The organism is Actinomadura soli (genome assembly GCF_005889715.1).
GTDB classification, from domain to species: Bacteria; Actinomycetota; Actinomycetes; order Streptosporangiales; family Streptosporangiaceae; genus Spirillospora; species Spirillospora soli.
The window spans coordinates 1-26,109 of record NZ_VCKW01000038.1 but is presented as its reverse complement, the minus strand read 5'-3'; the positions used below and the strand labels follow the sequence as shown (position 1 = coordinate 26,109).

Below are 26,109 nucleotides of genomic sequence, written 5' to 3'. Positions count from 1 at the left end.
AAAAGGGACCTTTGGTATCAAGTCGTATACAGACATGTTCAGACCTATACATTGAACCCAAAACACTCCATACTCCGGGAGATCAGGATCCATTCACGGAGCCGCGCAGACAAAGGAGTCCGGGGTGACGCCTGCTCCCCACCGAAGAACCAGACGCAGAACCATCTTGGGGACCCTCACCGGCATCGTCCTGGTGATGTCCACCGTGCTCGTCCCGGCGGCGTCGGCGACGGGCCGCGCCCCGAGCGACGAGATCACCAAGACCCCGAACATGCACCACCTGGCGAACATCCCCAAGCAGGGACCGCTCGCCGCGCCGGCCGCCTACGGCTCGGACTGGGCCTTCAAGGGCCGGTACGCCTTCGGCGGCAACTACGAGGGCTTCACCGTCTACGACATCAGCAAGCCGTGGCGTCCGCAGGTCGTCACCGTCGTGCACTGCCCGGGCTCGCAGAACGACGTGTCCATCGCCGGGGACCTGCTGTTCCTGTCGACGGACAGCTCACGGAGCGACGACTCGTGCCAGTCCGTGCCGAAGCCCGCGACCGAGAAGTCGGCGTGGGAGGGCATCAAGATCTTCGACATCAGCGACGTGCGCAACCCGCGCTACGTCAAGGCCGTCGAGACCAAGTGCGGCTCGCACACCAACACGCTCGTCCCGAGCAGGCGCAACGCCTACATCTACGTGTCCTCGTACTCACCGAACGACACCTACCCGGACTGCAAGACCCCGCACGACCTGATCTCGATCGTGAAGGTCCCGCTGCGGAACCCGGAGGCGGCCGAGGTCGCGGCCGAGCCGGTGCTGTTCCCGGACGGCGGCAACCCCGGCGACCCGCCGGACACGCAGTGGCCGAACCAGACCCGGGCCACCTCGGGCTGCCACGACCTGACCGCCTACCCCGACCGTGACCTGATGGCCGGGGCCTGCATGGGCGACGGCGTGCTGTTCGACATCTCCGACCCGCTGGAGCCGCGCACCATCACCACCGTGCGCGACGACGACAACTTCGCGTTCTGGCACTCGGCGACGTTCAACAACAGCGCCACGAAGATCGTGTTCACCGATGAGCTGGGCGGCGGCTCGGCGGCGACCTGCAACCCGGAGATCGGGCCGGAAAAGGGCGCCAACGCCATCTACGACATCGTCGGGAAGGGCAAACACCGCCAGCTGAAGTTCCGCAGCTACTACAAGATTCCGCGCCACAACACCGTCAACGAGAACTGCGTGGCCCACAACGGCTCGCTGATCCCGGTGAAGGGCAAGGACATCATGGTGCAGTCCTGGTACCAGGGCGGCATCTCGGTGATGGACTTCACCGACTCGCGGAACCCGAAGGAGATCGCCTGGCTCGACCGCGGCGAGTGGGCGAACAACCTGCAGTACCTGGCCGGAACGTGGTCGACGTACTACTACAACGGCTACATCTACTCCAACGAGATCCAGCGCGGCCTGGACGTCATCGACCTCCGGGACCGCAGAACCGACGCAGCCAAGCGCGTCAGACTGGACATTCTCAACGCCCAGTCCCAGCCGAACTACTTCGACTGACCTGACAAACCCGGGTCCCCGGCCCGCCGAGCGATACCGCCCGGCGGGCCGGGGACCCATCGCATTTACTGCAAACGCCTTTTCCCTACGACCTGGGCCCTCACTCAGTGCGGGAAGATAATCAGAGCCGCTCGGTCCACTGTTTCGAACATTGTCCGCCGACGTGCTGGAGAAGATCAAGCAGGGCCCGGCTCGCTGACCGTCCCTGGAGAAAACGGCTCCCCCGCCGACCCTCGCTCCTCCGCCTGGGCATCCTGCTTCTCGCTCACCCACCGCCGCGCAAGGTCGGTGGCCTCCCGGACGTAGGCCTCCACTTCGCCCTCGCCGGACTTCTCTTCCGTTAGCAGCACGTCGAACAACACGAGCGACTCCGCGGTCATGAGGTGCTCGAGATTCTTGATGTCCTCGTCAACCAGCGCCTCGTTCTCCTTTTGAAGGGCCGCATTCCCGAGGCTGCCGCGGATGGCGTTCTCCGCTATGCGCGGACTCAAGTCCTCATTGCTATGCTTCTTGAGCTCAATCCGCAGTTCTGCCACATAACGAACTACCTCATGGACACTGTGGTCTGGGGTGAACTTCCGCCGTACTGCGACGGAGAACGCGGCGTGGAACATTTGCATATAACCGGCCGCGGCCTGGTCTGACATCATCGCCTCATCCTGCAATCGCTGCCAGGCGTCGGGGCCTTCACGTAAGAGCAGACGCAGCGCAGTAACGTGCTTGTCCTCGATCTCTACGGTTGACCAATCGATCACCGAAGCGAGTCCAGAGTGAGTTCCCGCACCTTGGTCATGAAGGCGTCCAGTTCGGCCTCGCTGAAGTCTTCGTCTGCGACCATGACCGCCACCAGCAGACTTTTGACCCGGAACCCGACATTATCGTCCACGTCGTCATAAGCATCCAACGGGAGCTTGCCGAGCACGTAATTGATTGCGATCTCGGCAACCGCTGGATCGATGATCTCGGCGGCGTCCGTCGTCCGACCGCGCGCCTCCGCTACGAACTCGATGATCTCGACGTCACTGGCAGGTTTGCCATCCTTGATGAAGCGTCGCCGCGCAAGCTCAAAGAAGGCGGCAGATATGACTGCTGCATAGCCTACGTTCAGCTCTTCGTGGCTCAGTTCACCCAGCAGCCGCCTGTTCTCGTCGGCGCGCCCCGCGAGCTGCGCGCGCAGTGCGGAAACCTGCTTATCGATCGCTATCGTCATCTCTTCCTACACGCTCCCTTATCCGTCCACTTAGTTTTTCGTGCAGTTTCCACGTCACCATGGCGATGGCCACGGTGGCGTAGAATACACTCCCGCCCTGCACGCCCGGCTGCTGATCGCCATGAAGTTGGCCCCCCCGGTTGCTCGTGTCCTGCGTGCTGATCGGATTACCGGATGGCGGCCTCTCCAAAAGCTCATCCATATTGGAGGTCAAATTATTTAGATTCTTCTCCGCGTCATCCGGATTTTCTCTGTTGCGACGCAGAATATGCCTCAACTTTTCCGCGTCTTCGGGTTCGGACAGGTCCTGGTTTTCGTTGATCGGGGTGAGGGGGGCGCCGCGTTCGCGGGTGAGTTCGCCGGCGCCGGCGGGGTCGAGGGCGGCGCGGGTCGGGAGTCCGGCGAATCGGTCGGGGTCGTTCTCCTCTGATTCCGGGGACTCGGGCTCGTCCTCAGAGTTAGTACCACGGTCTTCGCCGGTGCCGTCTGGGATTTCGTCCGGTCTTTCCTCAGCAGTCTCCGGAGACGGCTCGGTGTCGTCGCGCGCCTCGGTGCCGGGCGTTTCCGGTGCCTGTGCCGCCTCTTGTGGCTCCATCGCGCGGGCCCACGACTCCGCCCTCGGTCCCCTGTTCGTCCCCCGCTCGCTGGGTTGGCCTGCGTTCTCCATCGCCTGCGGGGCTTCGCTGTCGTCCGTGCTGGGCTCGTCGGCCTGTGTCTCGTTCGTGTTCTTCGGGTCGCCCTCGGACGTCGGCTCCTCGGGGGCGCGGGCGGCTGCCCTGCTTTCGGCGCGTGTGGGGTGTCCCTGAGTGCCTGGCCGGTCTGGGGGCGGCTGGGACGGCTGCGGCTGGTCGGGGGTCTCTGCCTTGGTGTCGGTCCCGCTGGTGTGGTCGACGCCCACCATCAGCCCTTCCGCCGGACGGCACCGGACCGGTTGCTCTCCGACCGGCCCGGACATGGTCGGACGCCACCCGGAACGCGCGGGGCCAACGCCAGGAAACGCCGCCCGTCAATGAAACCGCGCACGTCCGAGAATTGCACCTCTACCGGCCAATGCGCGGGAATCAATCACACGAATCCGCGACGTGTTGCCTGGTGGGCCCGGCTCTTCGTGCACTGCCATCGGGCGCGCCGACGAACATTCCGTCAGGCGGGCGGATATCCCCTGAATCCGCAAGCGTGCGGCGGGGGTCGCCCGTCGGTACCCCCGCGCACGCGTTAAGGGGCTGCGTGTGGGCTGGCTGTCGTGACGGAGTGTTGGAACAGGGTGCTCTCGACTATGCGGTCGTCGTGGCTCGGGACCACTTCGCAGTCCAGGCCGGCGACGAACTCGAACGTCTCGTAGCATTCGAAGAGATTGGTGTGGATGGTCGGCGCGACGCTCCTTCGCCAGTCCTCCGGGTTCCAGTTCTCGTAGACGCCCATGGCGTCGCCGGCGAGCAGGTAGCGTCCGGTTTCCGTTTCGACGAGCACGCCTTGGGAGCCGGGCGTGTGGCCCGGCAACGGGACGACGGTAACGCCAGGGCAGATCTGCTGCTCCCGCGATATGGCTTCGATGCGGTCCCAGGCCGACATCCACGGCGCCTGCAGCCCGGGCAGTTTCTCGTACGCGCGCTCGTGCAGCGGCAGCGGGTTCAGCGCGTATTCGAGTTCCCGCCGGTGCACCAGGATCTGGGCGTTCCGGAACAGGTTGTTGTTCGAGCAGTGGTCCCAATGCAGATGCGTGTTGACGACGTAGTCGACGTCGTCGGGGTCGAACCCGCATTCGCGCAGTGCGGTCTCGGGAAGTTCCTCGGGGGTGCGCACGAACGCGTACGGGTGGTGCCGCCGGACGTATTCGGGGTCCAGCGTCCCGGTGTCGACGACGACCCGCGTCCCGTCCGCCTCGATCACGAACATGAACATGTGGATGTCGATGGTCGCGTCGCTGGCCGAGCCGTAGACGGCGGCGGCGAACGGGACGTTCTTCGACCGTCCGACGCGTATCGGGGTGACGGTGACGCTCATCGGTCCTCCAGCGCGTCGGCTCCTAGGTCCACGTCAATTCCCAGGTCGCGGGCGACCTGGCGCAGGTCGGCGATGGTCCGGGCGGGCAGCAGCAGCCCGTCTCGCGCGTTCCGCGTCTCGGCGAGGCTTTCGAGTTCGCCCGGGTAGTGCACTTCTTCGGCGTCTTCACGCGAACCGGATTTCAGTTCCGCGACCAGGGCTTGCATGCGGTCCTCGAATTCCGGCACCGGGCTGAACGAGGCGATGTTCAAAGCCAGGTACAGGTGGCCCGACTTGCCCGGCAGTTCGGACTGGTAGGGGCCGCTGACGCCGGAGCCGAAGCCGCTTCCACTGAGCACGCCCGAAAGGACGTCCATCATCACCGAGATGCCGTATCCCTTGTGGCCTGCCATGGGCAGGACGGTGCCGAGCAGGGCCTGCGCCGGGTCCCGGGTCGGGGCGCCTTCCGCGCTGACCGCCCATCCGTCGGGGATCTCCTCGCCCCTGTTCCGGGCGAGGTAGATCTTTCCTCGGGCGACGGCGGTGTTGGCGATGTCCAGCACCATCTGGTTGCCGGCGTCTACAGGGGCGGCTATCGACCACGGGTTGCTGCCGACGAGTTTGCCGCGTCCGTCCCAGGGCGCCATCGCCGGGCTCGAATTCGTCGTGAGGATGCCGATGCAGCCGCGCGGCGGCGCCATTCTGGTGAAGTAGGCGGCGGTCCCGAAATGGTTCGAGTTCCGCACCGACACGGCGCCGATCCCGTGGTTCCGGGCCCGGGAGATGGCCTCTTCTGCGGCGCGGGCCGTGATGACCTGGCCGATGCCGTCGTGGCCGTCCAGGGTCGCGACGGCGCCGTGGTCGGTGACGAGCTCCGCCTTCGTCTCGCCGGACATGACGCCCGACCGGATGCGGTCGACGTACCAGCCCACGCGCAGCACGCCGTGGGACTGGTGTCCCCACAGGTCGGCCTGGACGAGGCTGTCCGCGACCAGCCGGGCGTCGTCCGGCGGGACCCCGGACGCGGTGAAGATCCGCGTCGCGGCGTCCCGCAGCTCGGCGGCGGAGATCCGGACGGTCGCCATCGCCGCCTACCTCGCCCCGCCGGCGGGCTCCATCAGGATCAGCCGCTCTTCCGTCATGTCCCGGATGGCGTAGCGGGGGCCCTCGACCCCGTAGCCGCTGTCCTTGACGCCGCCGTACGGCATCAGGTCGGCCCGCGTGCTCGACGTCGAGTTGATCACGACGCCGCCCATCCGGAGGGTCTTGGCGGCGGTGAGGGCGGTGTCGAGGTCCCGGGTGAAGATGCCCGCCTGGAGGCCGTACGGGGTGTCGTTGACCTTGTCGATCACGGTGTCGAGGTCGTCGAACGGGACGACCGACACGACGGGCGCGAACGCCTCCTCGCAGAGCAGCCGGGCCTCCGGCGCGACGTCCACCAGGATCGTCGGGGTCATCACCGGGCCGGTCCGCTCGCCGCCGGTCACGATCCGGGCGCCCTGGTCGACGGCGGCGTTCACCCATTCCTCGGCGCGCTTCGCCGCCGCCTCGCTGATCATCGGGCCGATGTCGGTCGCCGGGTCCTCCGGGTCCCCGAGGACGAGCTTCGACGCGGTGGCGGACAGCTCGCCGAGGAACTCGTCCAGGACGGACGCGTGCACGTAGAGCCGCTGCACCGACGTGCACACCTGCCCCGACTTGCGGAACGCGCCGCGGGCGCACTGCTGCGCGGCGGACAGGACGTCGGCGTCCCGGCACACGATCGTCGCGGACACGTTGCCGCACTCCATCGTCGCCCGGCGCATGCCGAGCCGCGCGGAGATGGCCTTCCCGGCGGCAGTGCTGCCGGTGAACGTGATGAAGTCGACGCGCTCGTCGTCGACGAGGGCCTGCCCGACCGGGTCGCCCGGGCCGAGCACCAGCCCGATCAGGCCCGGCGGCAGCCCGGCGTCCAGCAGCATCCGGCACAGCGCGGCGGCGGCGATCGGCGTGAACGGCGACGGCTTGACGATCGCCGCGTTCCCGGCCGCGAGCGCCGGTCCGATCTTGTGGGCGACGGTGTTCAGCGGCGAGTTGAACGGCGTGATCGCGCCGACCACGCCGACCGGCGTGCGGATCGTGAACGCGAGCCGGTGCGCGAACCCGGGCGCGGCCTGGATCGGGACGACCTCACCGTCGATCCGCTTCGCCTCCTCGGCGGACGTCAGCATCGTCTGCACCGCCCGGTCGGTGTCGCCCAGGCAGTCCTTCACGCTGAACCCGGACTCGCGCGCCACGTCGAGGGCGAGCCGCTCCCGGTTCGCCGCGATCTGGTCGGCGACCGCCCGCAGGATCTCGAAGCGCTGCAGCGGGTTCAGCGGGGTCCGGCTGGCCTCGCGCGCGACGGTCACGGCGTCGGTCACCATGCCGGACGTCGCGTCGTAGGACGTCGCGAGCGGCGCGCCGGTGAACTTGTGGTGCACCGTGCGTTCATGGTCGCTGCGCAGCCACTCCCCGTTGATCAGGTTCTCGACCGTGGGTAGCTCCGTCATGACTGCTGTCCTCTCGTCTCGTAGGCGCGTCCCGCCCTGAGCACGCGGGCGTCCTGGTGGCGGGGGCCCACCAGCTGGAGTCCGACGGGAAGTCCGGAACGCGTGCGGCCGCACGGCACGCTCAGCGCCGGTTGCCTGGTCATGTTGAACGGATAGGTGTACGGCGTCCACGACGCCCACACCCGCGACTGCTCCGGGGTGGGCCCGTTCTGGCCCGCCGGGAACGCGACGCCCGGGACGGTCGGCGTGACGAGCACGTCGTAGGTCTCGTGGAACCGCGCCATCCGGAGGCCGAGGTCGGCGCAGACGGCCAGCGCGTCCAGGTACTCGACGGCGGTGATGCCGCGGCCCTTCTCCGCGTACTCCAGCAGGGCCGGGTCGACGCGGGCGAGGTCGTCCGGGCCGTACGGATCGAGCGTCCGCGCGACCCCGGCGCACCACAGCGTCTGGAACGCCTCGACGGGATCGTCGAAGAGCGGCTCGATCTCCGTCACGTGCGCGCCCAGCCCGGACAGGACGCCGACCGCCTCGGCGACCAGCGACGCGACCTCGGGGTCGTTGCTCCCGTAGCCGAGGTCGGGCGAGTAGCCGATCGTCAGGCCCTCGATGCCCGCTTCGATGCCGTCGGTGAACGATCCGTCCCTGGCGGGCAGCGCCGCCCAGTCGCGGTGGTCGGGGCGTCCGATCACGTCGAGCATGATGGCGGCGTCCAGGACCGTCCGGGTGATCGGCCCGCGATGGGACAGCAGGCCGTTGCTGCCCGGCGGATACGACGAGATCAGGTCGCCGGTCGGTTTGAGGCCGACCGTCCCGGTGAAGGACGCCGGCACCCGGACGGACCCGCCGCCGTCGGTGCCGACCGACCACGTGCCCATCCCGGCCGCGACCGCCGCCGCGGAGCCGCCGCTGGACCCGCCGGGCGTCAGCGCGGGGTCCAGCGGATGCCTGGTGATCCCGAACCGGCCGGAGTCGGTGACGCCCTTCCACCCGAACTCCGGCGTCGTCGTCTTGCCGATGAGGACGGCGCCCGCCTCCCGCAGCCGGGCCACGCTCGGCGAGTCCTCCGGCCACGGGCCCGCCTCGTCCGCGAGCCAGGTGCCGCGCAGCGTCGGCCACCCGCGGGTCCGTTCGAGGTCCTTGACGGACGTCGGGACGCCGTCGGCACGGCCGCGCTGCGTGCCCGCCGACCAGCGGGCCTCGGACTCGGCCGCGTCCCGCAGCGCGGCGTCGGCGTCGACCAGGACGAACGCGTTCAGCTCGGCGTCCCGCTCCTCGATCGCGGCCAGCGCGGCGCGGGTCGCCTCCACCGGCGACGTCTCGCGCCGCGCGTACGCCCCGGCCAGCTCCGCGGCCGTCATTCCAGCGAGATCCGACACGGTGGCCTCTACGCCGCCGACTCGAAGTCCGAGACGTCGATGTCGAACTCGGTCAGGGCGGCGACCTCGTCGGCGGTGAATCCCGGCGCCACGTATTCGAGCTTGAAGGCGTCGCCGACGCGGCGCAGCACGCACAGGTCGGTGACGACGATGTTGACGCAGTTGAGCCCGGTCAGCGGGTACTCGCACGAGTTGACGAGCTTCGGGTTCCCCTTGGAGTCCAGGTGCATCATCAGCACCATCACGTTGACGTCGCCCGCGACCAGGTCCATCGCGCCGCCGATGCCGCCGCCCACCATGTTCGGGGTGCTCCAGTTGGCGAGGTTGGCGTCGGCGTCCACCTGGAACGCCCCGAGCGCGACGAAGTCGACCTTGCCGCCGCGCACCATCTCGAAGGACGTCACGCTCTCGAAGAACGACGCGCCCTTCTCCAGGTGCACGTACTGGCCGCCCGCGTTGTAGATCTCGGGGTCGTAGTCGTCGCGCGACGCGATCGTCCCGTAGCCGAGCACGCCGTTCTCCGAATGCAGGACGATGTCGCGCCCGGAAATGTAGTCAGAGATGAGCGTGGGAATTCCAAGGCCCAGATTCATGTAGCTGCCGTTGGGCACGAGCCCGGCCGCGACCTCCGCCATCTGCTTGCGGGTCAGCGCCTGCTTGCCGTTGTACGTGCGGGCGCTGTCGGCGCCGCGCCCCTCCCGCACCACCGGGAAGTCGTGCTCGACGTCGACCGTCTTGCGGACGACCCGGCTCACGAAAATACCCGGCAAGCCGATGCGCTCAGGGTGCAGCTCGCCTTCGACGATCTCGTCCACTTCGGCGATCGTGATGTGGGCGCCCTTGGCGAAGGCGGGCATGAAATTGCGTCCGACGCCGTCGAACTCCAGGTTCCCGAAACGGTCGGCGCGGGCGGCGCGGATCAGCGCGTAGTCGACCTTCAGCCCCATTTCCAGGACGTGCTCGACACCGTCGATCACGCGGGTTTCCTTGCCGTCCGCGACCGCGGTGCCGACGGCGGTGCGGGTGAAGAACGCGCCGATCCCGGCGCCGCCCGCGCGCAGCCGCTCGACCAGCGTGCCCTGCGGCACCAGCTCGACCTCGATCTCGCCCGCGGCGATCTGCTTCTCGGCCGCCGACGTCGCCTCCCCCGCCCGCGCCGAAAACGACACGATCAAGCGGTTGACCTGGCGGTTCTCAACGAGAGTGATGGAACGGTAGGGGCCCTCGCCGAGCGAGTTGGCGACCAGGCACAGCTGCCGGGCGCCCTGCTCGCGGAGGGCGACGGTGAGGCTCGTCGGGAAACTGTGGGTCTTGCCGAACCCGGCGATCGACACGCTCGCGCCGTCCGGGACGTCCGCGACGGCCGCCTGCGGAGACTCGTACACCTTGTTGATGGTCATGCCTGTCCCTTTTCATTCGCGCTCTGCACCGGACGGAACCGGGGCAGCGCGCTGCCTTTCCCGGTGTCCTCGAACACCACGTCCACCGCGTCCCCGATGGCGACCTTCGCGACGTCGCAGTCGACGATGTTGGTCATCACGCGGGGACCTTCCTCAAGCTCCACGTAGGCGAGGACGTACGGCGTGACGCCCTTCCAGTCGCCGCCCGCCCGGTGGACGACGCTGTAGGAGTAGACGGTGCCGCGCCCGCTGAACTCCTCCCACCGCGTGTTCGTGCTGTGGCAGAACGGGCAGATCGGCCGCGGGTACCAGATCGCGGACCCGCAGTCGCCGCAGCGCCGGCCGAGGAACGTCCCCTCGGTGGTCGCCTTCCAGAACTCCGCGGTATCCGGATTGATCACCGGCGCAGGCGCGGGCAGCACCGGGCTCCGTACCTCGCTCATTAGGCGTCCCTCCCCAAAATCATCGTGGCGCTGCGCATCCGGGTGCCCAGGTCGCCGCCGTTGCCGTGCACCAGGGCGATCTCGCAGTCGGGGATCTGCACGCCCTGGTTCGCCTCGCCCCGGAGCTGCCGCACCGCCTCGATGGTCTTGGTGATCCCGCCGCGGTGTCCGGGATGGTTGTTGCTCAGCCCGCCGCCGTCGGTGTTGAACGGGAGCCTCCCGTGCGGGGCGACGAGCGTCCCGTCCATGACGAAGCGGCCGCCCTCGCCCTTCGCGCAGAAGCCGAGGTCCTCCAGGATCTCCAGGACGGTGATCGTGAAGCTGTCGTAGATCGACACGTAGTCGACGTCCTGCGGCGTGACCCCGGCTTGCTCGAACGCCCGCGGCCCGGACCACACCGCGCTCGTGTACGTCAGGTCGAGCTTGCCGCCGTTGGTCAGCTTCGCCGACTCGCCCTGGCCCATGATTCTCACCGGCTGCCGGTCCAGGCTACGCGCGACCTCGCGGCTGACCACGACCACGGCGCCGCCGCCGTCGGTCACCACGCAGCAGTCGGCGCGGTGCAGCGGGTCGGCGACCATCGGCGAGTTGACGACGTCCTCGACCGTCATCACCTTCTGCAGGAAGGCGTTCGGGTTGTGGGACGCGTGCTTCGACGCCGCCACCTTGATCTCGGCGAGCTGCTCGCTCGTCGTGCCGAACTCGTACATGTGCCTGCGGGCCGCCAGCGCGTACGTGCTGACCAGCCCGGCGCCGGTGAAGATCGCGGTCTCGAAGTCGTCCTCCGGACGGGCCGGCCCGCCGCCGCCCGGCTGGATGCCCGTCCGCGGCTTGCCCGCGAGCGTGATCAGCGCGACGCTGCACTTCCCGGCCGCGATCGCCGCCGCCGCGTGCGACACGTGGTAGATCGGCGAGGCGCCGCCGCTCTCCGTCGAGTCCATGTAGGTGAGGTCGCGCAGGCCCAGGTACTCGGCCATCGTGACCCAGCCGCCGCCGTACCCCGGCGCGTCATGGCCGCAGAAGTAGCCGTCGACGTCGTCCAGGGTGAGGCCCGCGTCCGCGAGCGCCCCGATCGCGACCTCGGCGTGGATCTGCGCCAGCGACTTGTCCGGCAGCTCGCGTCCCGGATGCTCGTACGCTCCGATGATGACGGCGGCATCGTTGGCATTGAACATTCTCATCCGGCCTTTCCGCGAGGACATGGACTAGGGCGGCCTGCCGAGGATGGAAATCGTTCGTTCATTTCGATCCTCCCGGACGCGGGGACGGGAATTCGGCGGGCCGCGGCGCGGGCACGTCCCCGGCGCCCGGCACGTGGCCACCGCTCAGGGCGGCGCCACGTATCTCGGCGTCGTGCTGGCCGAGGCCCGGGGCCGGACGGGGCTGCGGCGGCTCGTAGCCGAACAGCCGCAGCGGGAACCCCTTCTGCCGCCGTGGTTCGTCGAGGAAGACCCGGCGGCGCCGGAAATGCGGATCTTCGGCGCGTTCGCGGGCGGACTGGACCGGCGCGGACGGTACGCCGGCCCGGGTCAGCTCGCGAACGCACTCATCCTTCGGGCGCCGCCGGGTCCAGGCACTGATCGCCGCGTCGACCTCCCGGTGGTTCTCCTCCCACCAGCGGGCGGGCTCACCCGCCATCCGGCCGGCGCCGATGAGCGCCGCGAGTGCGGCGCGCTCCGCGTCCGTCCGGCAGGCGACGGCGATCCACTGGTCGTCGCCGTCGCACCGGTACACGTCGTGCGGCGTGCTGCCGGGACGCCGGTTGCCGGAGGGCCCCGGAACGGTCCCGGCGGCGAGATGCTCGATGATGCGGTCGGCGAGCGTCCAGCTCACGAGCTCGCGCTGCGACACGTCGAGGTACGTCCCGCGCAGGTCCAGGGCCGCGCAGTACGCGATCAGCCCGGCGCCGAACAGCGAGACGATCTGGTCGGGGTAGTTGATGTCGGCCGACGACCACATCGGGCGCTCCCCCGCGTACCCGGTGACCGACGCGAGTCCGGACAGCAGGTCGAGGCTGGAGCCGTAGGAGCGGGTGCCCGACTCGGGGCCCGACTGCCCCTGGCTGGACAGCGACAGGTAGATCAGGCGCGGGTTGACCTCGATCAGCGTCGGGAAGTCGATGCCGAGGCGGCGCGTGACGCCGACGGTGAAGTTCTCGATCAGCGCGTCGGACCGCGCGACGAGCCGCCGGATCTCCGCCCGCCCGGCCTCGGTCTTCAGATCGAGCGTGATGCCGAGCTTGCCGGCGTTGTTCGACTCGAAGAGCGGCGACTCCTCCATGACCTCGGCGTCGCCCGCGCCGGGCACCGGCCACACGCGGAACGCGTCCGGCCGCTCCATCGTCTCGATCTTGATGACGGTGGCGCCGTAGTCCGCGAGCAGCCGGCCCGTGGCGGCTCCCGCCGTGATGGTGCCGAGGTCCAGGACGACGAGCCCGGCGAGCGGGGCCCGATCGCGCCCGCCCGCCGGACCGTCCACCGTGCGGGGGGCGGGTCGCGGCGCGTCCGGCTCGGCGTCGTCCAGGCTCGGCGGTTCGCCGAAGCGCCACGGCAGGCCGACGACGGGGGCCAGCGTTCCACCGCCGTCGGAGATGAACGACCGCGCCCGGTACTGCGGGTCCGCGGCGAGGTCGGCGAGGTCGGCGCCGTAGCCGAACGGCAGGCCGAGCCGCTGCGCGGCGTGGTAGATCTCCCGCTTGGTGCGCTGCGCGGCCCACCTTTCGACGGCCGGCCACCAGGAGTCCACGAGCTCGAAGCGCTCCTTGTCGCCGCGGAGCCGGGGGTCTTCGAGCGCCGGGTCGCCGACGAGGGTGATGACGCTGTCCCACTGCTCGGGCTGGAAGATGAACCCGACCCAGCCGTCCGCGGCCTCGACCGTCCGCCAGCGCCCGATGCTCGTGCCCGTCCGGACGGGGATCTGGCCCGTCTCGGTGTAGACGATGTCGCTCTTCCAGTCGATGTACGCCGCCACGTCGCAGAGCGCGACGTCCACGACGTCGCCGCCCGGACGGCGGAGCGCGAGCATCGCTCCGTAGAAGGCCACGAACGCGGCGGCGTGCGCCACCTGCTCGCCGCCGAGGCTCAGCGGCCGCCGGTCCGGTTCGCCGACCATCGCCGCCAGGCCCCCGTAGCACTCGGCGAGCAGGCTGTCGCCGTACATGTCGGAGCGCGGGTCGGTGGCGCCGTAGGGCGTGATCGTGACGACGACCAGCCGGGGGTGCGCGGCGCGCAGGCGGGCCGGGGACAGGTCGGCCTCCGCCGACCCGCGCGGCCCCGCGTCGGTGATCAGGATGTCGGCCGCCGCGAGCAGCTCCGCCAAGCGGTCACGACCGTCCGGGGTGGACGGGTCGAGCTGGACGCTCCGCTTGTCGGCGTTCAGCGCGGCGAACGTGTAGCTCAGGCCGTCGGCGCCGACCGGTTCGCGTGTGCGCAGCGGATCGCCGCCGGGCGGTTCGCACTTGGTGACCGCGTGGCCGAGGCCGGCGAACAGCCGCCCGCAGACCTGGCCGGCGACGCCTTCGGCGAGTTCGACCACCCGGAGGACGCTGCCGCGCCCGTCCACTCCCCCGGCCGCGCCCGGACGGTTCGCCGCGTCTGGACGGTTCATCGCGCGCCGTCGCCCGTCCGGCCGACCGCCATCCGGTGCGTCGCGTGCCGGTCGTCGAGCACGTTCGAGCGCGCCGTGATCTGGTTCCGCACGTCCTCGCCGTATTCGAGGGCCTTCGTCCAGTCCGAGATGTACATGGGGATCTCGTGCAGGGCGCGCTTCGCCCACGTCAGCGTCACCGCGTTGTGCCGGGCGACGCGCCGCGCCAGGTCGAGCGCGGCGGACTGCAGCTCGGCGGCCGGGACGGCGGCGTTCACCAGCCCCCATTCCGCCGCCGTCGCCCCGGTGATCCGGTCGGCGGTCAGCACCATCCACGCGGCCCGCTTCGCCCCGAGCCGGAGCTGCGTGGACGGGCCCGCGAGCCCCGGGTACAGGCCGAAGCCGACCTCGGGCATCCCGATCGGCGCGTCGTCGGCGGCTACGGCGAGGTCGCTCGAGTTGATGAGGGTCAGCCCGCCGCCGAGCGCGTACCCGTTGACGGCCGCGATGACGATCGCCGAATGCTGCCGGATGCGCTCCTGGACGGTCAGCCAGCTCGTCCGCCGGCCCGCGCCGCGGCGGTCGGCGTCGATGTCCTCCTCGGCGGACTCCTTGAGGTCGACGCCCGCGCAGAACGCCGGCCCGGCGCCGGTGAGGACGATCACCTTGGCGTCGCCGTCGCAGCGGTCCAGCACGTCCAGCAGCGCCGCCCGCGCGGCCCGGCTCATCGCGTTCCGCTTCTCGGGGCGGTTCAGCGTGATGCGCGCGACGCCGTCGGACAGGTCCTCGTACCGGACGAGATCATGGTCAGCGATCGGATCCATGGGAATTCAACCTCACATGCCTGCGGCTGCGCCGGTACTGAACTGTGGAATGACCCGTCCGCCGGGACGCGGCCGGAACACCGCGTGAACCGGCTGGTCGAGACGCAATTCCTTGGACGATGTGCCGCCGGAGTCAGCGGCGGAGTCGTCGGAATCTTCGGCCAGTACGCTGATCACAAGAGGGCCCTCGGCCAACCGCACGTAAACGAGCCGGTAGGGGACCTCGTCGGCGAAGGCGGCGAAGTATTTCTGGTGCATCGTGCACCACGACCAGATGGTCCCCGCGCCGCTCGCGGTCTCCCAGGAGGCCGAGCTGGAAAGGCACTCCGGGCAGACGGGCGCGTCCGGGAAGCGGTACCGTCCGCAGTCCGCGCATTTCTGGAGGCGGAGCTCGCCGGCGGCGCAGCCGTCCCAGAACGGCTTGTTGCGCGGCGTGATGTCCGGCAGGAGTTTCGCGTAGGCCGCGACGTCCATCGTCTTGCCCCCCTCTAGTCGGCCACGAAGATGTGCGATGTCACGATGGGCGAGACGCACATGTACTGCACGGTGTTGCAGTTCTCGACCTGCCGGTCACCGGCCTCGCCGCGCAGTTGCCGTACCGCTTCCACGTGGAACGCGAAGCCCTGCATGTAGCTCTCGCTCGTGTGGCCGCCCGACGTGTTCAGCGGACGTTTCCCGCCGAGTTCGATCCAGCCGTCCCGGATCCATTCCCAAGAGCCGCCGCGAGGCGCGTGACCGAAGCCCTCCAGGGTGAAAAGGATCGTCGGGAGGAAGTTGTCGTACACCTGCATGCAGTCGATCTGGTCCGGGCCGATTCCCGCCGCCTGGTAGAGGCGGTCGGCCACGGCCACGCTCGTCTCGAAGTAGAAGTCGGGGCTGATGTAGCTGCGGCTCAACTCGGCCTTGCCCGCCGTGGCGGCGACCCGCACGGGCTTCTTCCGCATGTCGCGGGCACGGTCGAGGGACGTGACGATGAACGCGACGGCGCCGTCATTGATGATGCAGTAGTCCAGCAGGCGCAGCGGCTCGGCGATGAACCGCGACGACAGGTACTCGTCGTGGTCGATCTCCTTCTGGAACACCGCGATCGGGTTGCGGGCGCCGTTGGCGCGGTTGTTGATGGCGAGCGGGGCCAGCGCGTCGTCCGGGGCTCCGTACATGGCCTGGTAGCGCTGGTACATCATCGACACGTAAGCGCCCGTGGACGTCATTCCGTACATGGCGTCGTAGGCGCCCGCCGGATCGGCGTCGCCGCCGCCGTACTTCGTGCCCGCGGTCCTGCCATTCGTCGCGTACACGCAGGCGACCATGTCCGCCATGCCCGAGCGCACGAGCGCGCACGCCTCCTGCAAGGAGATCCCGGCCATCCGCCCGGTGCCCTCAAGGTCATGGACGAATCCCGGCCCGGTGAGCCCGACCGTCTCCCCGAACTGGCCGTACTTGATATTGGTGCAGATCAGTCCGTCGATGTCCTGCTGGGTCGCGCCGCAGTCGTCCAGGGCGTCCCTGAACGCCTCCGCGGCGAGTTGGTACACATCGTTCGGCTGGCTCTTGTCCGCGTACAGCCGCCGGAAATCCGACGACCCGACGCCGACGATTGCCACATCCTTCATGGCCATGGCGATATCACTCTCGTGCTCGTGCCGACGTGGCTCTGGGCCACCGGAGTTTTGCGCTATGAATTCGGGTGCTTCTTCTCGAGGATCTCCACTGCTTCAAGGGCTGCCTTGGCGGCCGCACGGACATGGCGATGCGCTGCCTCGGCCGCGCGCTCGGGCGATCGGGCGGCGATCGCCTCGGCGATTTCGAGGTATTCCCGCGCGGACGCCTCGTGCCGTCCGGGAATGGTCACCGAAAGGCTGCGCAGCGCGTGGATCCGCGTGTGCAGGGGCTCCAGCATGGACTTCAGCAGCGAGTTGCGGGCGCCCGCGAGGAGCAGTTCGTCGAATTCGTATATGGCCTGGAGCCGCTTGTCGCCGGACTCGCGCGGCTGGACCTTCTCCACGAGCGCGGCGACCTCCTCGTCGGTCGCGCGCAGCACGAACAGCTCCGCCACGGCGGGCTCCAGCGCGTCGCGCACCTCGTAGATCTCCCGGACCTCGTCGCTGCCGAGCCTGGCGACGCGGACGCCGCGGCTCGGCGACGGCTCCACGAGCCCCAGGGTCTGCAGGTGCCGCATGGCCTCCCGTACGGACGTCCGGCTCACGCCGGTCAGTTCGACGAGCTCGCGCTCGGTGAGCTGGCGACCGGGAGGGAGCAGGCCCGCGGCGATCGCGTCGCGTATTCGCCGCACGACCATCTCCGGGACGGATTCGGCGGGGCGGTCGATCGTCAGGTCGAGCTTCGGGTCGGTCACGGTAGTCCTTCGCTTTTGTCTGACGTACTACAGATTACGTCTGCCAGTATATGACGGTCAATGTGGGTCAGGTCACGGGCAAGACATCCTCACGGCGCCGCCGCGACGCGGGTCGGCGCGAGATCGTTCAGCGGCGAGCCCGCCAGCGTGGGACCGCTGGTCTGCAGATGGCACGCGACCTCCCCACCGCCCTCGACGGCGGTGTGCTCGGGCACCTGCTGCCGGCAGACGTCCATGACGAACCTGCACCGCGTCTGGAAGGGGCATCCCACCGGCGGCTTCGCCGGATCGGGGAGGTCCCCCTCCAGGACGATCCGCTCCGACTCCCGGCGCGGGTCGGGGATCGCCGACAGCAGCGCCTGGGTGTACGGATGCGCCGGCGCGCTGTAGACCCGCTCCGCCGGGCCGGTCTCCACGATCCGGCCGAGGTACATGACCCCGACCCGGTGCGAGATGTGCCGGACGATCGCCAGGTCGTGCGCGATGAAAAGGTACGTCAGCTTGAACTCCGACCGCAGCCGCTCCAGCAGGTTGATCACCTGGTTCTGGGTGGAGACGTCCAGCGCGGACACGGCCTCGTCGCAGACGACGAACCGCGGGTTCAGCGCGATGGCACGCGCGATGGCGAGGCGCTGGCGCTGCCCGCCGGAGAACTCGTAGGGGTACCGGTCGGCGTAGCTCGCGCGGAGCCCGACCATCTCGATCAGCTCGTGCACCCGGGTGCGCGCCGCCCTCGCCGAGAGCCTCTCGTGGACGATGAGCGGCTCGGCGATGCTCGCCGCGACCGTGGCCGACGGGTCCAGCGAGGAGTAGGGGTCCTGGAACACCATCTGCATGCTGCGCCGCGCCCTGCGCAGGGCGCCGCCGTGCAGGGCCGTGACGTCGTGCCCGGCCACCTTGATGGACCCGCTCACCGTCGGCACCAGCTTCAGCAGCGCCCGCCCGGTCGTCGACTTGCCCGACCCCGACTCGCCGACCAGCCCGAACGTCTCACCCTCGGCGATGTGGAAGGTGACGTCGTTGACCGCGCGCACCTGCCGCGCCGCCGCCAGCGTCCGCCTCTTCCGGAACACCACGCTGACGTCGCGGACGTCCACGAGCGACCCCGTGCCCGCCGTGGGCCCCGGCTCGGCCTTGGACGCCGGTCCTGACTCGGCCTTGGACGCCGGTCCTGAATCGGCCACCGGCCCCGGCTCCGGCCCCGGTTCCGAGGGGCCGACCTTCTTGATGCTCATGGGGAACCCACCAAACGCAACTGCTCGGTACGGCAGCAGCGGGCGCTGCGGCCTGCCTCGACGATCCGGAGCGCGGGCGGCGCGGCAACGCATTCGTCGCTCGTGTACCCGCACCGGGGGCTGAACCTGCAGCCCTCCGGCATCCGCCAGGGCTCCGGGGTGCGGCCGGGGATCGTCGGCAGCTCCTTCCCGCGGACCCCCAGATGGGGCATGGCGCTCAGCAGCCCCGCCGTGTACGGATGTTTCGGCGCGTTGTAGAGATCGAGCGCGGCCGCGGTCTCCACCACCTCGCCCGCGTACATCACGACGACCCGGTCGGCCAGCTCGACGACCAGCCCGAGGTCGTGGGTGATGAAGAGGATGCCGCAGCCCGTCTCGTCGCGGAGCCGCGACAGCAGCGCGACGATCTGCGCCTGGACCGTCACGTCGAGGGCGGTGGCGGGCTCGTCCGCGATGAGCAGCTTCGGCTCGCACGCCAGCGCCATCGCGATCATGGCCCGCTGCCGCATCCCGCCCGAGAACTCGTGCGGGTAGTCCTTGACGCGGCTGCCCGCGTCCGGGATGCCGACGAGGTCGAGCATCTCCGCCGCGCGGGCGAACGCGGCGCGCCGCGAGCCGCCCTTGTGCCGCCGGTAGACCTCGGCGATCTGGTCCCCGATGGTGAACGCCGGGTTCAGGCTCGTCATCGGCTCCTGGAAGATCATCGAGATCTCGTTGCCGCGGATGTCGCGCAGCGCCCGCGCCGGCATGCCGATCAGGTCGCGGCCCTGGTAGAGCACCCGTCCGGACGGCGTGCGCGCGTACGCGTCGGGGAGCAGCCGCAGCACCGACAGGCTCGTGACGCTCTTGCCCGAGCCGGACTCGCCGACCAGGCCGACGATCTCGCCGGGCCCGACGTCGAAGGACACTCCCGCGACGACGTTCGTCCACCCGCGATCGGTGAGGAAGTCGACGTGGAGATCCTCGATCTGCAACAGCGTGTCGCCGTCCTTCTTCGCTGAGGTCACGGTCATCAGGCCCTGCCTTTCTGGGGGACGACCCCCAGACCCCCGAGGGGAAGGCCTGAAGATCCTCGCTTCGCTCCGGTCATCAGGCCTTCCTCGTCTCGCGTCCGAAGGCGTCCCGGAGGCCGTCGCCGACAAGGTTGAAGCACAGCGTCGCCACCGCGATCGCGATCCCGGGATAGACGGCGAGCGACGGCTGGCTGCGCATCTCCTGGAACGCCTGCCCGAGCATGCTGCCCCAGCTCGCCGTCGGCGGGAGCGCGCCGAGGCCCAGCAGGCTGATCGTCACCTCGGCCAGGAGCGCGGACGCGAGCAGGAACGACAGCTGGACGAGCGCCGCCGGGAGGATGTTCGGCAGCACCCGTCTCCGCAGGATCATGTGGTGCGGCGTCCCGATGCTCGTCGACGCCTCGATGTAGACCTCGCGCCGGACCTCGAGCGTGCTGCCGCGGACCACGCGGTACATGCGCGGCGCGTACACGATCCCGAGGGACACCATCGCGGTCGTGAGCCCCGGCCCGACCGCCGCGATGATCGCGATGGTCAGGACGATCGCGGGGAACGACATCAGCACGTCCGCGGCCCGGTCCAGCAGCCAGTCGACGAGCCCGCCGAAGTAGCCGCCGATGAGCCCGAGCGGCAGCCCGATGACCGTCGCGATCAGGACGGCGAGCCCGGCCGCCGCGAGCGACACCCGGCCGCCGTGCATGAGGCGGCTCAGCGTGTCGCGTCCCAGCGTGTCGGTGCCGAGCCAGTGCTCCGGGGTCGGGCCGGAGAGCCGGTCGCTGATGTCGACCTGCGCCGGTCCGTAGGGGGCGATGAGCGGGGCCGCCGCGGTGACGATGATGATCAGCAGGAGCAGCACGCAGCCGACGACGGCCGACTTGTTGGCGCGGAACCGGCGCAGGGTGGCGCGCCCGCGGGAGACGTGCTCGACGAGGTCGGCGCCGTCCCCGACCGGCGCGGTCACCGGCTTGCGGAGGTCGACGCTGTCACTTTGGGTCATGACGCCTTGACCTTCGGATTGAAGTAGCCGTACGACAGGTCGACCGCGAGGTTGACCAGCATGATCAGCACGGCGGTGATCAGCAGGATGCCCTGCACCATCGGGAAGTCCCGGGAGAACACCGAGAAGTAGGCGAGCTTCCCGACGCCGGGCAGCGCGAACAGCTGCTCGATGACGACGGTCGCCCCGATCAGCCGGTTCGCCTCGACGCCGAACGCCGTCACCACGGGGACGGCGGCGTTCTTCATCACGTGCTTGACCGCCACCCGCCTCGGGTGCAGCCCCTTGGCCTTGGCCGTCCGGATGTAGTCCTCCTGCATCACCGACGTCACCGCCGCGCGGGTCTGCCGGGCGACGACGGCGGTCGGGACGGTCGCCAGCGACACGGCGGGCAGGAGCAGATGGCTGAACCAGTCCAGTGGGCTCTCGGAGAATGACACGTAGCCGACGGCCGGAAGCGCCCGCATCTGGATCGCGAAGATCAGCACGAGCATCATGCCGACCCAGAAGTACGGCAGCGCCATGAACGCGCTCGCGGTGACGGTCGACAGCCGGTCCACCCAGCTGCCCGGGCGCAGGCCCGCGGCCAGGCCGAGCGCCAGCCCCGCGACCGCCGCGAAGATCAGCGTGAGGACGACCAGCGAGAGCGTCACCGGGAACCCGGACGCCACCGCCGACCAGACGCTCTGGTCGTCGACGAACGAGTTCCCCAGGTCGCCGTGCAGGACGTCCGTCAGCCAGTTCCAGTACTGGATCAGGAACGGCTCGTCCAGGCCGAGCTCCTCGCGGATCGCCTGGATCCGCTCGGGCGTCGGGTTGCTCCCGGCCAGCGCCACCTCAGGGCCGCCCGGCACCAACGCGATGAGGCTGTAGATCAGGAAGCTGACGATGACCAGCAACGGGATCATCGCCAGGAGTCGCACGCACAGCAACCGCAGCACGCCGAACCCTCCGTTCTGTCTGAGCGGGTCCCAGCCGGCCCCGTGCTCCGGCTGGAACCCGCTCCGCTATCGGCGAGGCGTCACTTCTTGACCGCGACGCCCCGGAACTGGCGGGACCCGTCCACGTAGACCTCGACGCCCATGATCTTCTTGTTCATGGCCAGGGGCGTGTTGAGGTGGCACAGCGTGATCGGCTGCGCCGCGTCGTCGTGGGCCGCCTTGAACAGCTGCTGGTAGGTGCTCTTGGCGGCGTCACGGTTCGCCGCGCCCTTGGCCTTGGTCGCGAGGTCGGTGATCGTCGGGTTCGAGTACGCGCCCGGGTTGCTGAACCCGTCGGGCAGGTAGTACGAGGCGATCTGGATGCTCGGGTCGGCGTCCGCCTTCTGCTGCACCATGATCGCGTCGACGGACTTGTTCACCGAGAAGCCCTCCATCAGCTTGGGCAGCTCGACCGGGCGGATCGTCATCTTGACGCCGACCTCCTGCAGGTTCGCCTGGATGAGCTCCGCGACCCGCTGGTAGGCGTCGAGGTTGTCGGTCTCCAGCGTGAAGGAGAGGTCCTTCACGCCCGCCTTGGCGAGCAGTTCCTTCGCCTTTCCGGGGTCGTGCTTGTAGGCGTCCGGAGTGAGCGACGGATCGGACGCGTAGTAGTTGTTCGGGAACATCTGCACTCCGGGCTGGCAGAAACCGCCCTGCAGTTCGTTGATCGCGTCCCGGTTGATCGCGTAGTTCAGCGCCTGGCGGACCTCCTTCTTGTCGAACGGAGGCTTCGCGGTGTTCACCGCGATCGTGAAGCTCGCCAGGCTCGGCTTCTGGCACACGACGAGATTCGCGTCCTTGGCCGGCTGGTACATGCTGGACCGCAGGAATGTGGAGTCCGCCGTTCCAGTAATGGTCGCGTTGAGCCGCGCGTTGTCATTGCTGGAGATCAGGAACACCATTTTGGCGACGTTGACCGCCTTGGGGTCCCAGTATCCGGGGACCGGCGTGTACTCGACCTTGGTGTTGGGCTCGTAGGCGGTGACCTTGAAGGCCCCCGACCCGCCGGTGGGCTTGCTCGCCTGGCCCGGGTCGTCGAACACCTTCGGGCTCATCATCATGCCCGCCGAGCTGGAGAGGATGCCGATGAGCGGCGCCGCGCCGCTCTTCGTGTTCACCTTCACCGTGGACGCGTTGACGACGTCGACCCCCGTGACGTCGCTCATGGCCTGCTTGTTGAAGCTCTTTCCGGCCCGGTGCCGGTCGATGTTCGCCTTGACGGACTCGGCGTCGAACGCGGTCCCGTCGTGGTATTTCCAGTTCTCGATGAGATTCAGCGTCAGGCTCTTGCCGCCGTCGGTGATCTCCCATTTCTTCGCCAGCATCGGCGTCGGCTCGCCGTTGGCGTCGATGCGGATGAGCGTGTCGTAGACCGGGTACAGATACATCCAGCTGTTGCTGGTCGTGATCTTGTCCGGGTCGAAGCTCGTGTTGGCGACGCTGTACATCCAGGTGAACGTCGCGCTCTTGTCGATCGCGGCCTCGTCCACGGGCGGGCACGCGACATTCTGCTTCGGTTTGGCCGCACCCCCGCCGCCGCCGCTCGGATCATCCTTGTCGGCGCTACACGCGCTCGCGATCATCAGGAATGTTGCGGCAGCCGCAACGAAGAGCTGTTTCCGCATCTGGGGGTCCTCCGAACCAGAATGTGGTGATGGTGAAACGGGGCTTTGTCCTCGCCCTCCGGTGGAGCAGTGGGGTGGACGTGCGGGAGAGGCGGGCCCGATCGCTCGCAGGGTTCCTGCGTTCGGAGGTGACGGGCCCGGAATGGTGGTCGCAGGGTTCCTGCGCGGGGCTGCCTGGGTAGGTCAGTTGCTGCAAGTTCGTACTTTGTCTGATGAATGAGAACATACGTATGCTTGCCAGTCAAGGTACGTTCGCACCCGTCCGGTACCCCGCCCGCCAGGCGCCGCGCCAGGTGCGATACCGCGTCCGGTACTCTTGCCCGGCCCGGTCTGGACTCTTGCCCGGCCCGGCCCGGCGGGTGACAAGGGATCGCACGGTGGACGTGAACATGAGCGCATCGGCCTTCGTCCTCGGGACCCTGTTCTCGGGCTCCACGCTGATCGGGCGCGGCATGACCACCCGGATCAAGGGCGCCCACTACGTCGGCGAGCTGAACAACCTCACGCAGGCCCCCGGCCTCAGCCACGAGACCACGGAGCCGAACTGCGGGCCCTGCTCCCTGCTCGGCGAGGACTGCCCCCACTTCACCGACAAGCTCCGCGACCACGTCACCTACGACGACATCCCCGGCATGCACCGGCGGCTCGCGGGGTCGCTGAAGGCGTCGCTGATCATCGACGGGAGCAAGTACGTCGCCTGGCTCCGGCTCGCCATCGCGCAGGGGCGGGCCGCCCCCGCGGACCGCACCCCGCTGAACGTGATCGTCACGGCCCGGAACCCGATCGCGTACGCGCTCAGCCACCGGAACCGGACGGGCCAGCCGCTGTGGCAGGGAGCCAACATCTGGCGGGACACCTACGTCGACGCTCTCCGCACCGCCAACACCTACGGCCTGCCGCTGCTCGTCATGCGCTACGAGGACTACATGGCGGACACCGAACGCTCGCTGGAACGCCTGAGCGGCTTCCTGCATCTGCCGCTGAACGCCGCGCCGGACACCACCGCCATCCACGACACCGGCGGCAACTGGAGCTCCTTCGTCCCCTACCTGGGCAAGGAGAGGGTCGAGCAGCACATCGAGCGAAGCGGCGGGGCGGTGCGCGCGGAGGCGGAGCGGTTCGTGCGGCCCGCGCGGCCGTACTGGAACGACGAGCAGCCCAAGGAGGACACGCGCTGGCATCGCAGCCTCAACGCCGACGAGGCCAACGCGCTCCTGAGCACTCCCGGGTTGACCGACGTGGCCGGTCTCCTCGGCTACAACATCGCCGAGATCGTCCAGACGGCCGTCCGCCCGGCGCGAGCCCGTCAAGACCCCTGAGGCCGCCACGAAGTCAAGCTCCTGAGGCCGCCGGAGAGTAGGTGGCGGGGAGACCCGGCACGCGGGCGGGCCCGGTCGCCGGGCCTTTCGGCCGGACGACCGGGCCCGTGACCTGGTCTGGCGGTTTCCGGTTTCCGGTTCTCAGCCGACCGGTTCGGGGGTCAGGTCGCCCGGGCGCTGCTCGGCGGTGGCGTGGCCGGAGCCGGGCGTCTCGGCCCCGTCCGCCGGGCCGACCCGCTTGGGCAGCAGGAACGCGATCCCGACCATCAGGACGGAGAGCGCGGCGGTGATGAGGAACGCCAGCCGCATCCCGTCGAGCTGGGCGACGGCCTCGGCGGCGCCGTCGGCGATCCGGGACCCGGCCCGTCCGGTCATGACGGTCACCACCAGCGCCGTGCCGAGCGCCGCCGCGACCTGCTGGAGGGTGGCCAGCATCGAGCTGCCGTGGGAGTACAGGTGGGGCGGCAGCGCGCCGAGGCCGAGGGTGAACACCGGGGTGAACGCCACGGCCAGCGAGATCATGAGCAGCGCGTGCAGGGCGAGCACCTGCCAGAACGGCATCGCCATGGAGATCTGGGTGAGGCCGGCCAGGGCGAGCACGATGCCCGCCGACCCGGGGATGATCAGCTTGCGGCCGCCGAAGCGGTCGAAGAGGCGTCCGACGCCCGGCCCGATCAGGCCCATCGCCAGCCCGCCGGGCATCACCAGCAGCCCGGTCTCCAGCGGGGAGAGGCCGCGCAGGTTCTGCAGGTAGATCGGCAGCAGGATCATCGAGCCCATCATCGCCATGAAGCCGAGGGACATGAGGAGCAGGGAGAGCGCGTAGGTGGGGTGGCGGAGGATGCGCAGGTCCAGCAGGGGGACGTCGCGGCGCTGCAGGCGGAGCTGCCGGACGACGAACACCGCGATCGTGGCCAGCCCGAACAGGACGATCGACGCGGGGACCAGCTTGCCGCCCTCACCGAACCGGCTCAGCCCGTACACCAGCGAGCCGAAGCCGAGGGCCGCGGCGCCGACGCTGAACCAGTCGATGGTGCTGAGCTGCGGCTCCCCGACGTTCTCCAGCTGCGCCAGGCCGCGCCAGGCGATCAGGGCCGCGATCGGCAGCACCGCCGCGAACAGCAGCCGCCACGAGCCGAGCTGCAAGATCACGCCCGAGACCGCCGGGCCCAACGCCGGCGCCACCGAGATCGCCATCGTCACGTTGCCCATCACCCGGCCGCGGTCCCGCTCCGGGACCACGGTCATCAAGGTCGTCATCAGCAGCGGCATCATCACCGCCGTGCCGGACGCCTGGACGATCCGCGCGAGCAGCAGCACCTCGAAGACCGGCGCGACCGCGGCGAGCGCGGTCCCGGCGAGGAACACGCCCATCGCGGTGGCGTAGGCGCTGCGGGTGGTCACCCGCTGCAGGAACCAGCCGGTCACCGGGATCACCGCGGCCATCGTCAGCATGAACGCCGTCGACAGCCATTGCGCCGCCTGCTCGGTGATGTTCATGTCCGTCATCAGCCGCGGGATCGCGTTGATCATGATCGTCTCGTTGAGGATGACCACGAACGTGGCGAGCACCAGCAAGCGGATCACGGCGGGGGTACGGCGCTCGGGGGTCGCCGCCAGGGCTGCCTCTTATACCCATCTCCGAGCCCCACGAGACCCTAAGACAACTCGTATGCCGTC

23 protein-coding genes are annotated in these 26,109 nt (G+C 69.4%); 2 read left to right on the top strand and 21 right to left on the bottom strand.

Going from position 1 to position 26,109, the window contains the following annotated elements; genetic code table 11:
* Positions 1–196: 196 nt before the first annotated feature.
* Positions 197–1,552: an LVIVD repeat-containing protein gene (locus ETD83_RS10180; RefSeq protein ID WP_138644841.1), complete on the top strand. Its 1,356-nt coding sequence runs from the start codon at positions 197–199 to the stop codon at positions 1,550–1,552.
* A gap of 176 nt (positions 1,553–1,728) precedes the next feature.
* Here the strand turns inward: ETD83_RS10180 and ETD83_RS10175 are convergent, their stop codons facing one another.
* The 20 genes from ETD83_RS10175 to ETD83_RS10080 all read right to left on the bottom strand — a co-directional run bounded on the left by ETD83_RS10175 (position 1,729) and on the right by ETD83_RS10080 (position 23,110).
* Positions 1,729–2,307 (bottom strand): hypothetical protein, encoded by a 579-nt coding sequence (locus ETD83_RS10175; protein WP_138644822.1) that lies wholly within the window; start codon positions 2,305–2,307, stop codon positions 1,729–1,731.
* Positions 2,304–2,762 carry a hypothetical protein gene (locus ETD83_RS10170; RefSeq protein WP_138644821.1) on the bottom strand — a complete coding sequence of 153 codons (459 nt, stop codon included), beginning with the start codon at positions 2,760–2,762 and terminating at the stop codon, positions 2,304–2,306. The genes ETD83_RS10175 and ETD83_RS10170 overlap by 4 nt, the downstream gene beginning before the upstream one ends.
* Entirely contained in the window at positions 2,743–3,357 is a 615-nt protein-coding gene (locus ETD83_RS10165) for a hypothetical protein (protein WP_138644820.1), read from the bottom strand. The genes ETD83_RS10170 and ETD83_RS10165 overlap by 20 nt, the downstream gene beginning before the upstream one ends.
* Before the next feature lie 620 nt (positions 3,358–3,977).
* Positions 3,978–4,766, bottom strand: a complete 789-nt coding sequence (locus ETD83_RS10160; protein WP_138644819.1) for an N-acyl homoserine lactonase family protein — start codon at positions 4,764–4,766, stop codon at positions 3,978–3,980.
* Entirely contained in the window at positions 4,763–5,830 is a 1,068-nt protein-coding gene (locus ETD83_RS10155; RefSeq protein WP_138644818.1) for an Ldh family oxidoreductase, read from the bottom strand. Before ETD83_RS10155 ends, ETD83_RS10160 begins: the two co-directional genes overlap by 4 nt.
* A 6-nt stretch (positions 5,831–5,836) precedes the next feature.
* On the bottom strand, positions 5,837–7,276 hold the full coding sequence (locus ETD83_RS10150) for an aldehyde dehydrogenase family protein (protein ID WP_138644817.1): 1,440 nt from the start codon (positions 7,274–7,276) through the stop codon (positions 5,837–5,839).
* Positions 7,273–8,652: an amidase gene (locus ETD83_RS10145; protein ID WP_138644816.1), complete on the bottom strand. Its 1,380-nt coding sequence runs from the start codon at positions 8,650–8,652 to the stop codon at positions 7,273–7,275. Before ETD83_RS10145 ends, ETD83_RS10150 begins: the two co-directional genes overlap by 4 nt.
* 8 nt (positions 8,653–8,660) lie before the next feature.
* Complete coding sequence (locus ETD83_RS10140) at positions 8,661–10,052, bottom strand: 3-oxoacid CoA-transferase (protein ID WP_205717580.1); 1,392 nt, start codon at positions 10,050–10,052, stop codon at positions 8,661–8,663.
* The gene (locus ETD83_RS10135; protein ID WP_138644815.1) at positions 10,049–10,495 is read right to left on the bottom strand and encodes a Zn-ribbon domain-containing OB-fold protein; all 447 of its coding nucleotides are present in this window, start codon (positions 10,493–10,495) and stop codon (positions 10,049–10,051) included. Before ETD83_RS10135 ends, ETD83_RS10140 begins: the two co-directional genes overlap by 4 nt.
* Positions 10,495–11,676 (bottom strand): thiolase domain-containing protein, encoded by a 1,182-nt coding sequence (locus tag ETD83_RS10130; RefSeq protein WP_205717579.1) that lies wholly within the window; start codon positions 11,674–11,676, stop codon positions 10,495–10,497. The genes ETD83_RS10135 and ETD83_RS10130 overlap by 1 nt, the downstream gene beginning before the upstream one ends.
* A gap of 58 nt (positions 11,677–11,734) precedes the next feature.
* Positions 11,735–14,101 carry a CaiB/BaiF CoA-transferase family protein gene (locus ETD83_RS10125; RefSeq protein ID WP_171064117.1) on the bottom strand — a complete coding sequence of 789 codons (2,367 nt, stop codon included), beginning with the start codon at positions 14,099–14,101 and terminating at the stop codon, positions 11,735–11,737.
* Positions 14,098–14,904, bottom strand: coding sequence for an enoyl-CoA hydratase/isomerase family protein (locus ETD83_RS10120; RefSeq protein WP_138644813.1), 807 nt, complete (start codon positions 14,902–14,904; stop codon positions 14,098–14,100). The genes ETD83_RS10125 and ETD83_RS10120 overlap by 4 nt, the downstream gene beginning before the upstream one ends.
* A 12-nt stretch (positions 14,905–14,916) precedes the next feature.
* A complete protein-coding gene (locus ETD83_RS10115) occupies positions 14,917–15,378 on the bottom strand; it encodes a Zn-ribbon domain-containing OB-fold protein (protein ID WP_138644812.1) in 462 nt (153 codons plus the stop codon).
* 14 nt (positions 15,379–15,392) lie between these two features.
* The gene (locus ETD83_RS10110) at positions 15,393–16,517 is read right to left on the bottom strand and encodes a thiolase family protein (protein WP_138644811.1); all 1,125 of its coding nucleotides are present in this window, start codon (positions 16,515–16,517) and stop codon (positions 15,393–15,395) included.
* Positions 16,518–16,579: 62 nt separating this feature from the next.
* The gene (locus tag ETD83_RS10105) at positions 16,580–17,260 is read right to left on the bottom strand and encodes a GntR family transcriptional regulator (protein WP_138644810.1); all 681 of its coding nucleotides are present in this window, start codon (positions 17,258–17,260) and stop codon (positions 16,580–16,582) included.
* Between the two features lie 89 nt (positions 17,261–17,349).
* Positions 17,350–18,495, bottom strand: coding sequence for an ABC transporter ATP-binding protein (locus ETD83_RS10100; protein ID WP_138644809.1), 1,146 nt, complete (start codon positions 18,493–18,495; stop codon positions 17,350–17,352).
* Positions 18,492–19,508 carry an ABC transporter ATP-binding protein gene (locus ETD83_RS10095; protein WP_138644808.1) on the bottom strand — a complete coding sequence of 339 codons (1,017 nt, stop codon included), beginning with the start codon at positions 19,506–19,508 and terminating at the stop codon, positions 18,492–18,494. The genes ETD83_RS10100 and ETD83_RS10095 overlap by 4 nt, the downstream gene beginning before the upstream one ends.
* Before the next feature lie 76 nt (positions 19,509–19,584).
* Positions 19,585–20,505 carry an ABC transporter permease gene (locus ETD83_RS10090; protein ID WP_138644807.1) on the bottom strand — a complete coding sequence of 307 codons (921 nt, stop codon included), beginning with the start codon at positions 20,503–20,505 and terminating at the stop codon, positions 19,585–19,587.
* Positions 20,502–21,446, bottom strand: a complete 945-nt coding sequence (locus ETD83_RS10085) for an ABC transporter permease (RefSeq protein ID WP_138644806.1) — start codon at positions 21,444–21,446, stop codon at positions 20,502–20,504. The genes ETD83_RS10090 and ETD83_RS10085 overlap by 4 nt, the downstream gene beginning before the upstream one ends.
* Before the next feature lie 80 nt (positions 21,447–21,526).
* The gene (locus ETD83_RS10080) at positions 21,527–23,110 is read right to left on the bottom strand and encodes an ABC transporter substrate-binding protein (RefSeq protein ID WP_138644805.1); all 1,584 of its coding nucleotides are present in this window, start codon (positions 23,108–23,110) and stop codon (positions 21,527–21,529) included.
* 389 nt (positions 23,111–23,499) lie between these two features.
* Here ETD83_RS10080 and ETD83_RS10075 point away from each other — a divergent pair, with 389 nt between their 5' ends.
* Positions 23,500–24,429: a sulfotransferase gene (locus tag ETD83_RS10075; protein WP_138644804.1), complete on the top strand. Its 930-nt coding sequence runs from the start codon at positions 23,500–23,502 to the stop codon at positions 24,427–24,429.
* Positions 24,430–24,570: 141 nt separating this feature from the next.
* Here the strand turns inward: ETD83_RS10075 and ETD83_RS10070 are convergent, their stop codons facing one another.
* Complete coding sequence (locus tag ETD83_RS10070) at positions 24,571–26,016, bottom strand: MDR family MFS transporter (protein WP_171064116.1); 1,446 nt, start codon at positions 26,014–26,016, stop codon at positions 24,571–24,573.
* Positions 26,017–26,109 lie beyond the last annotated feature (93 nt).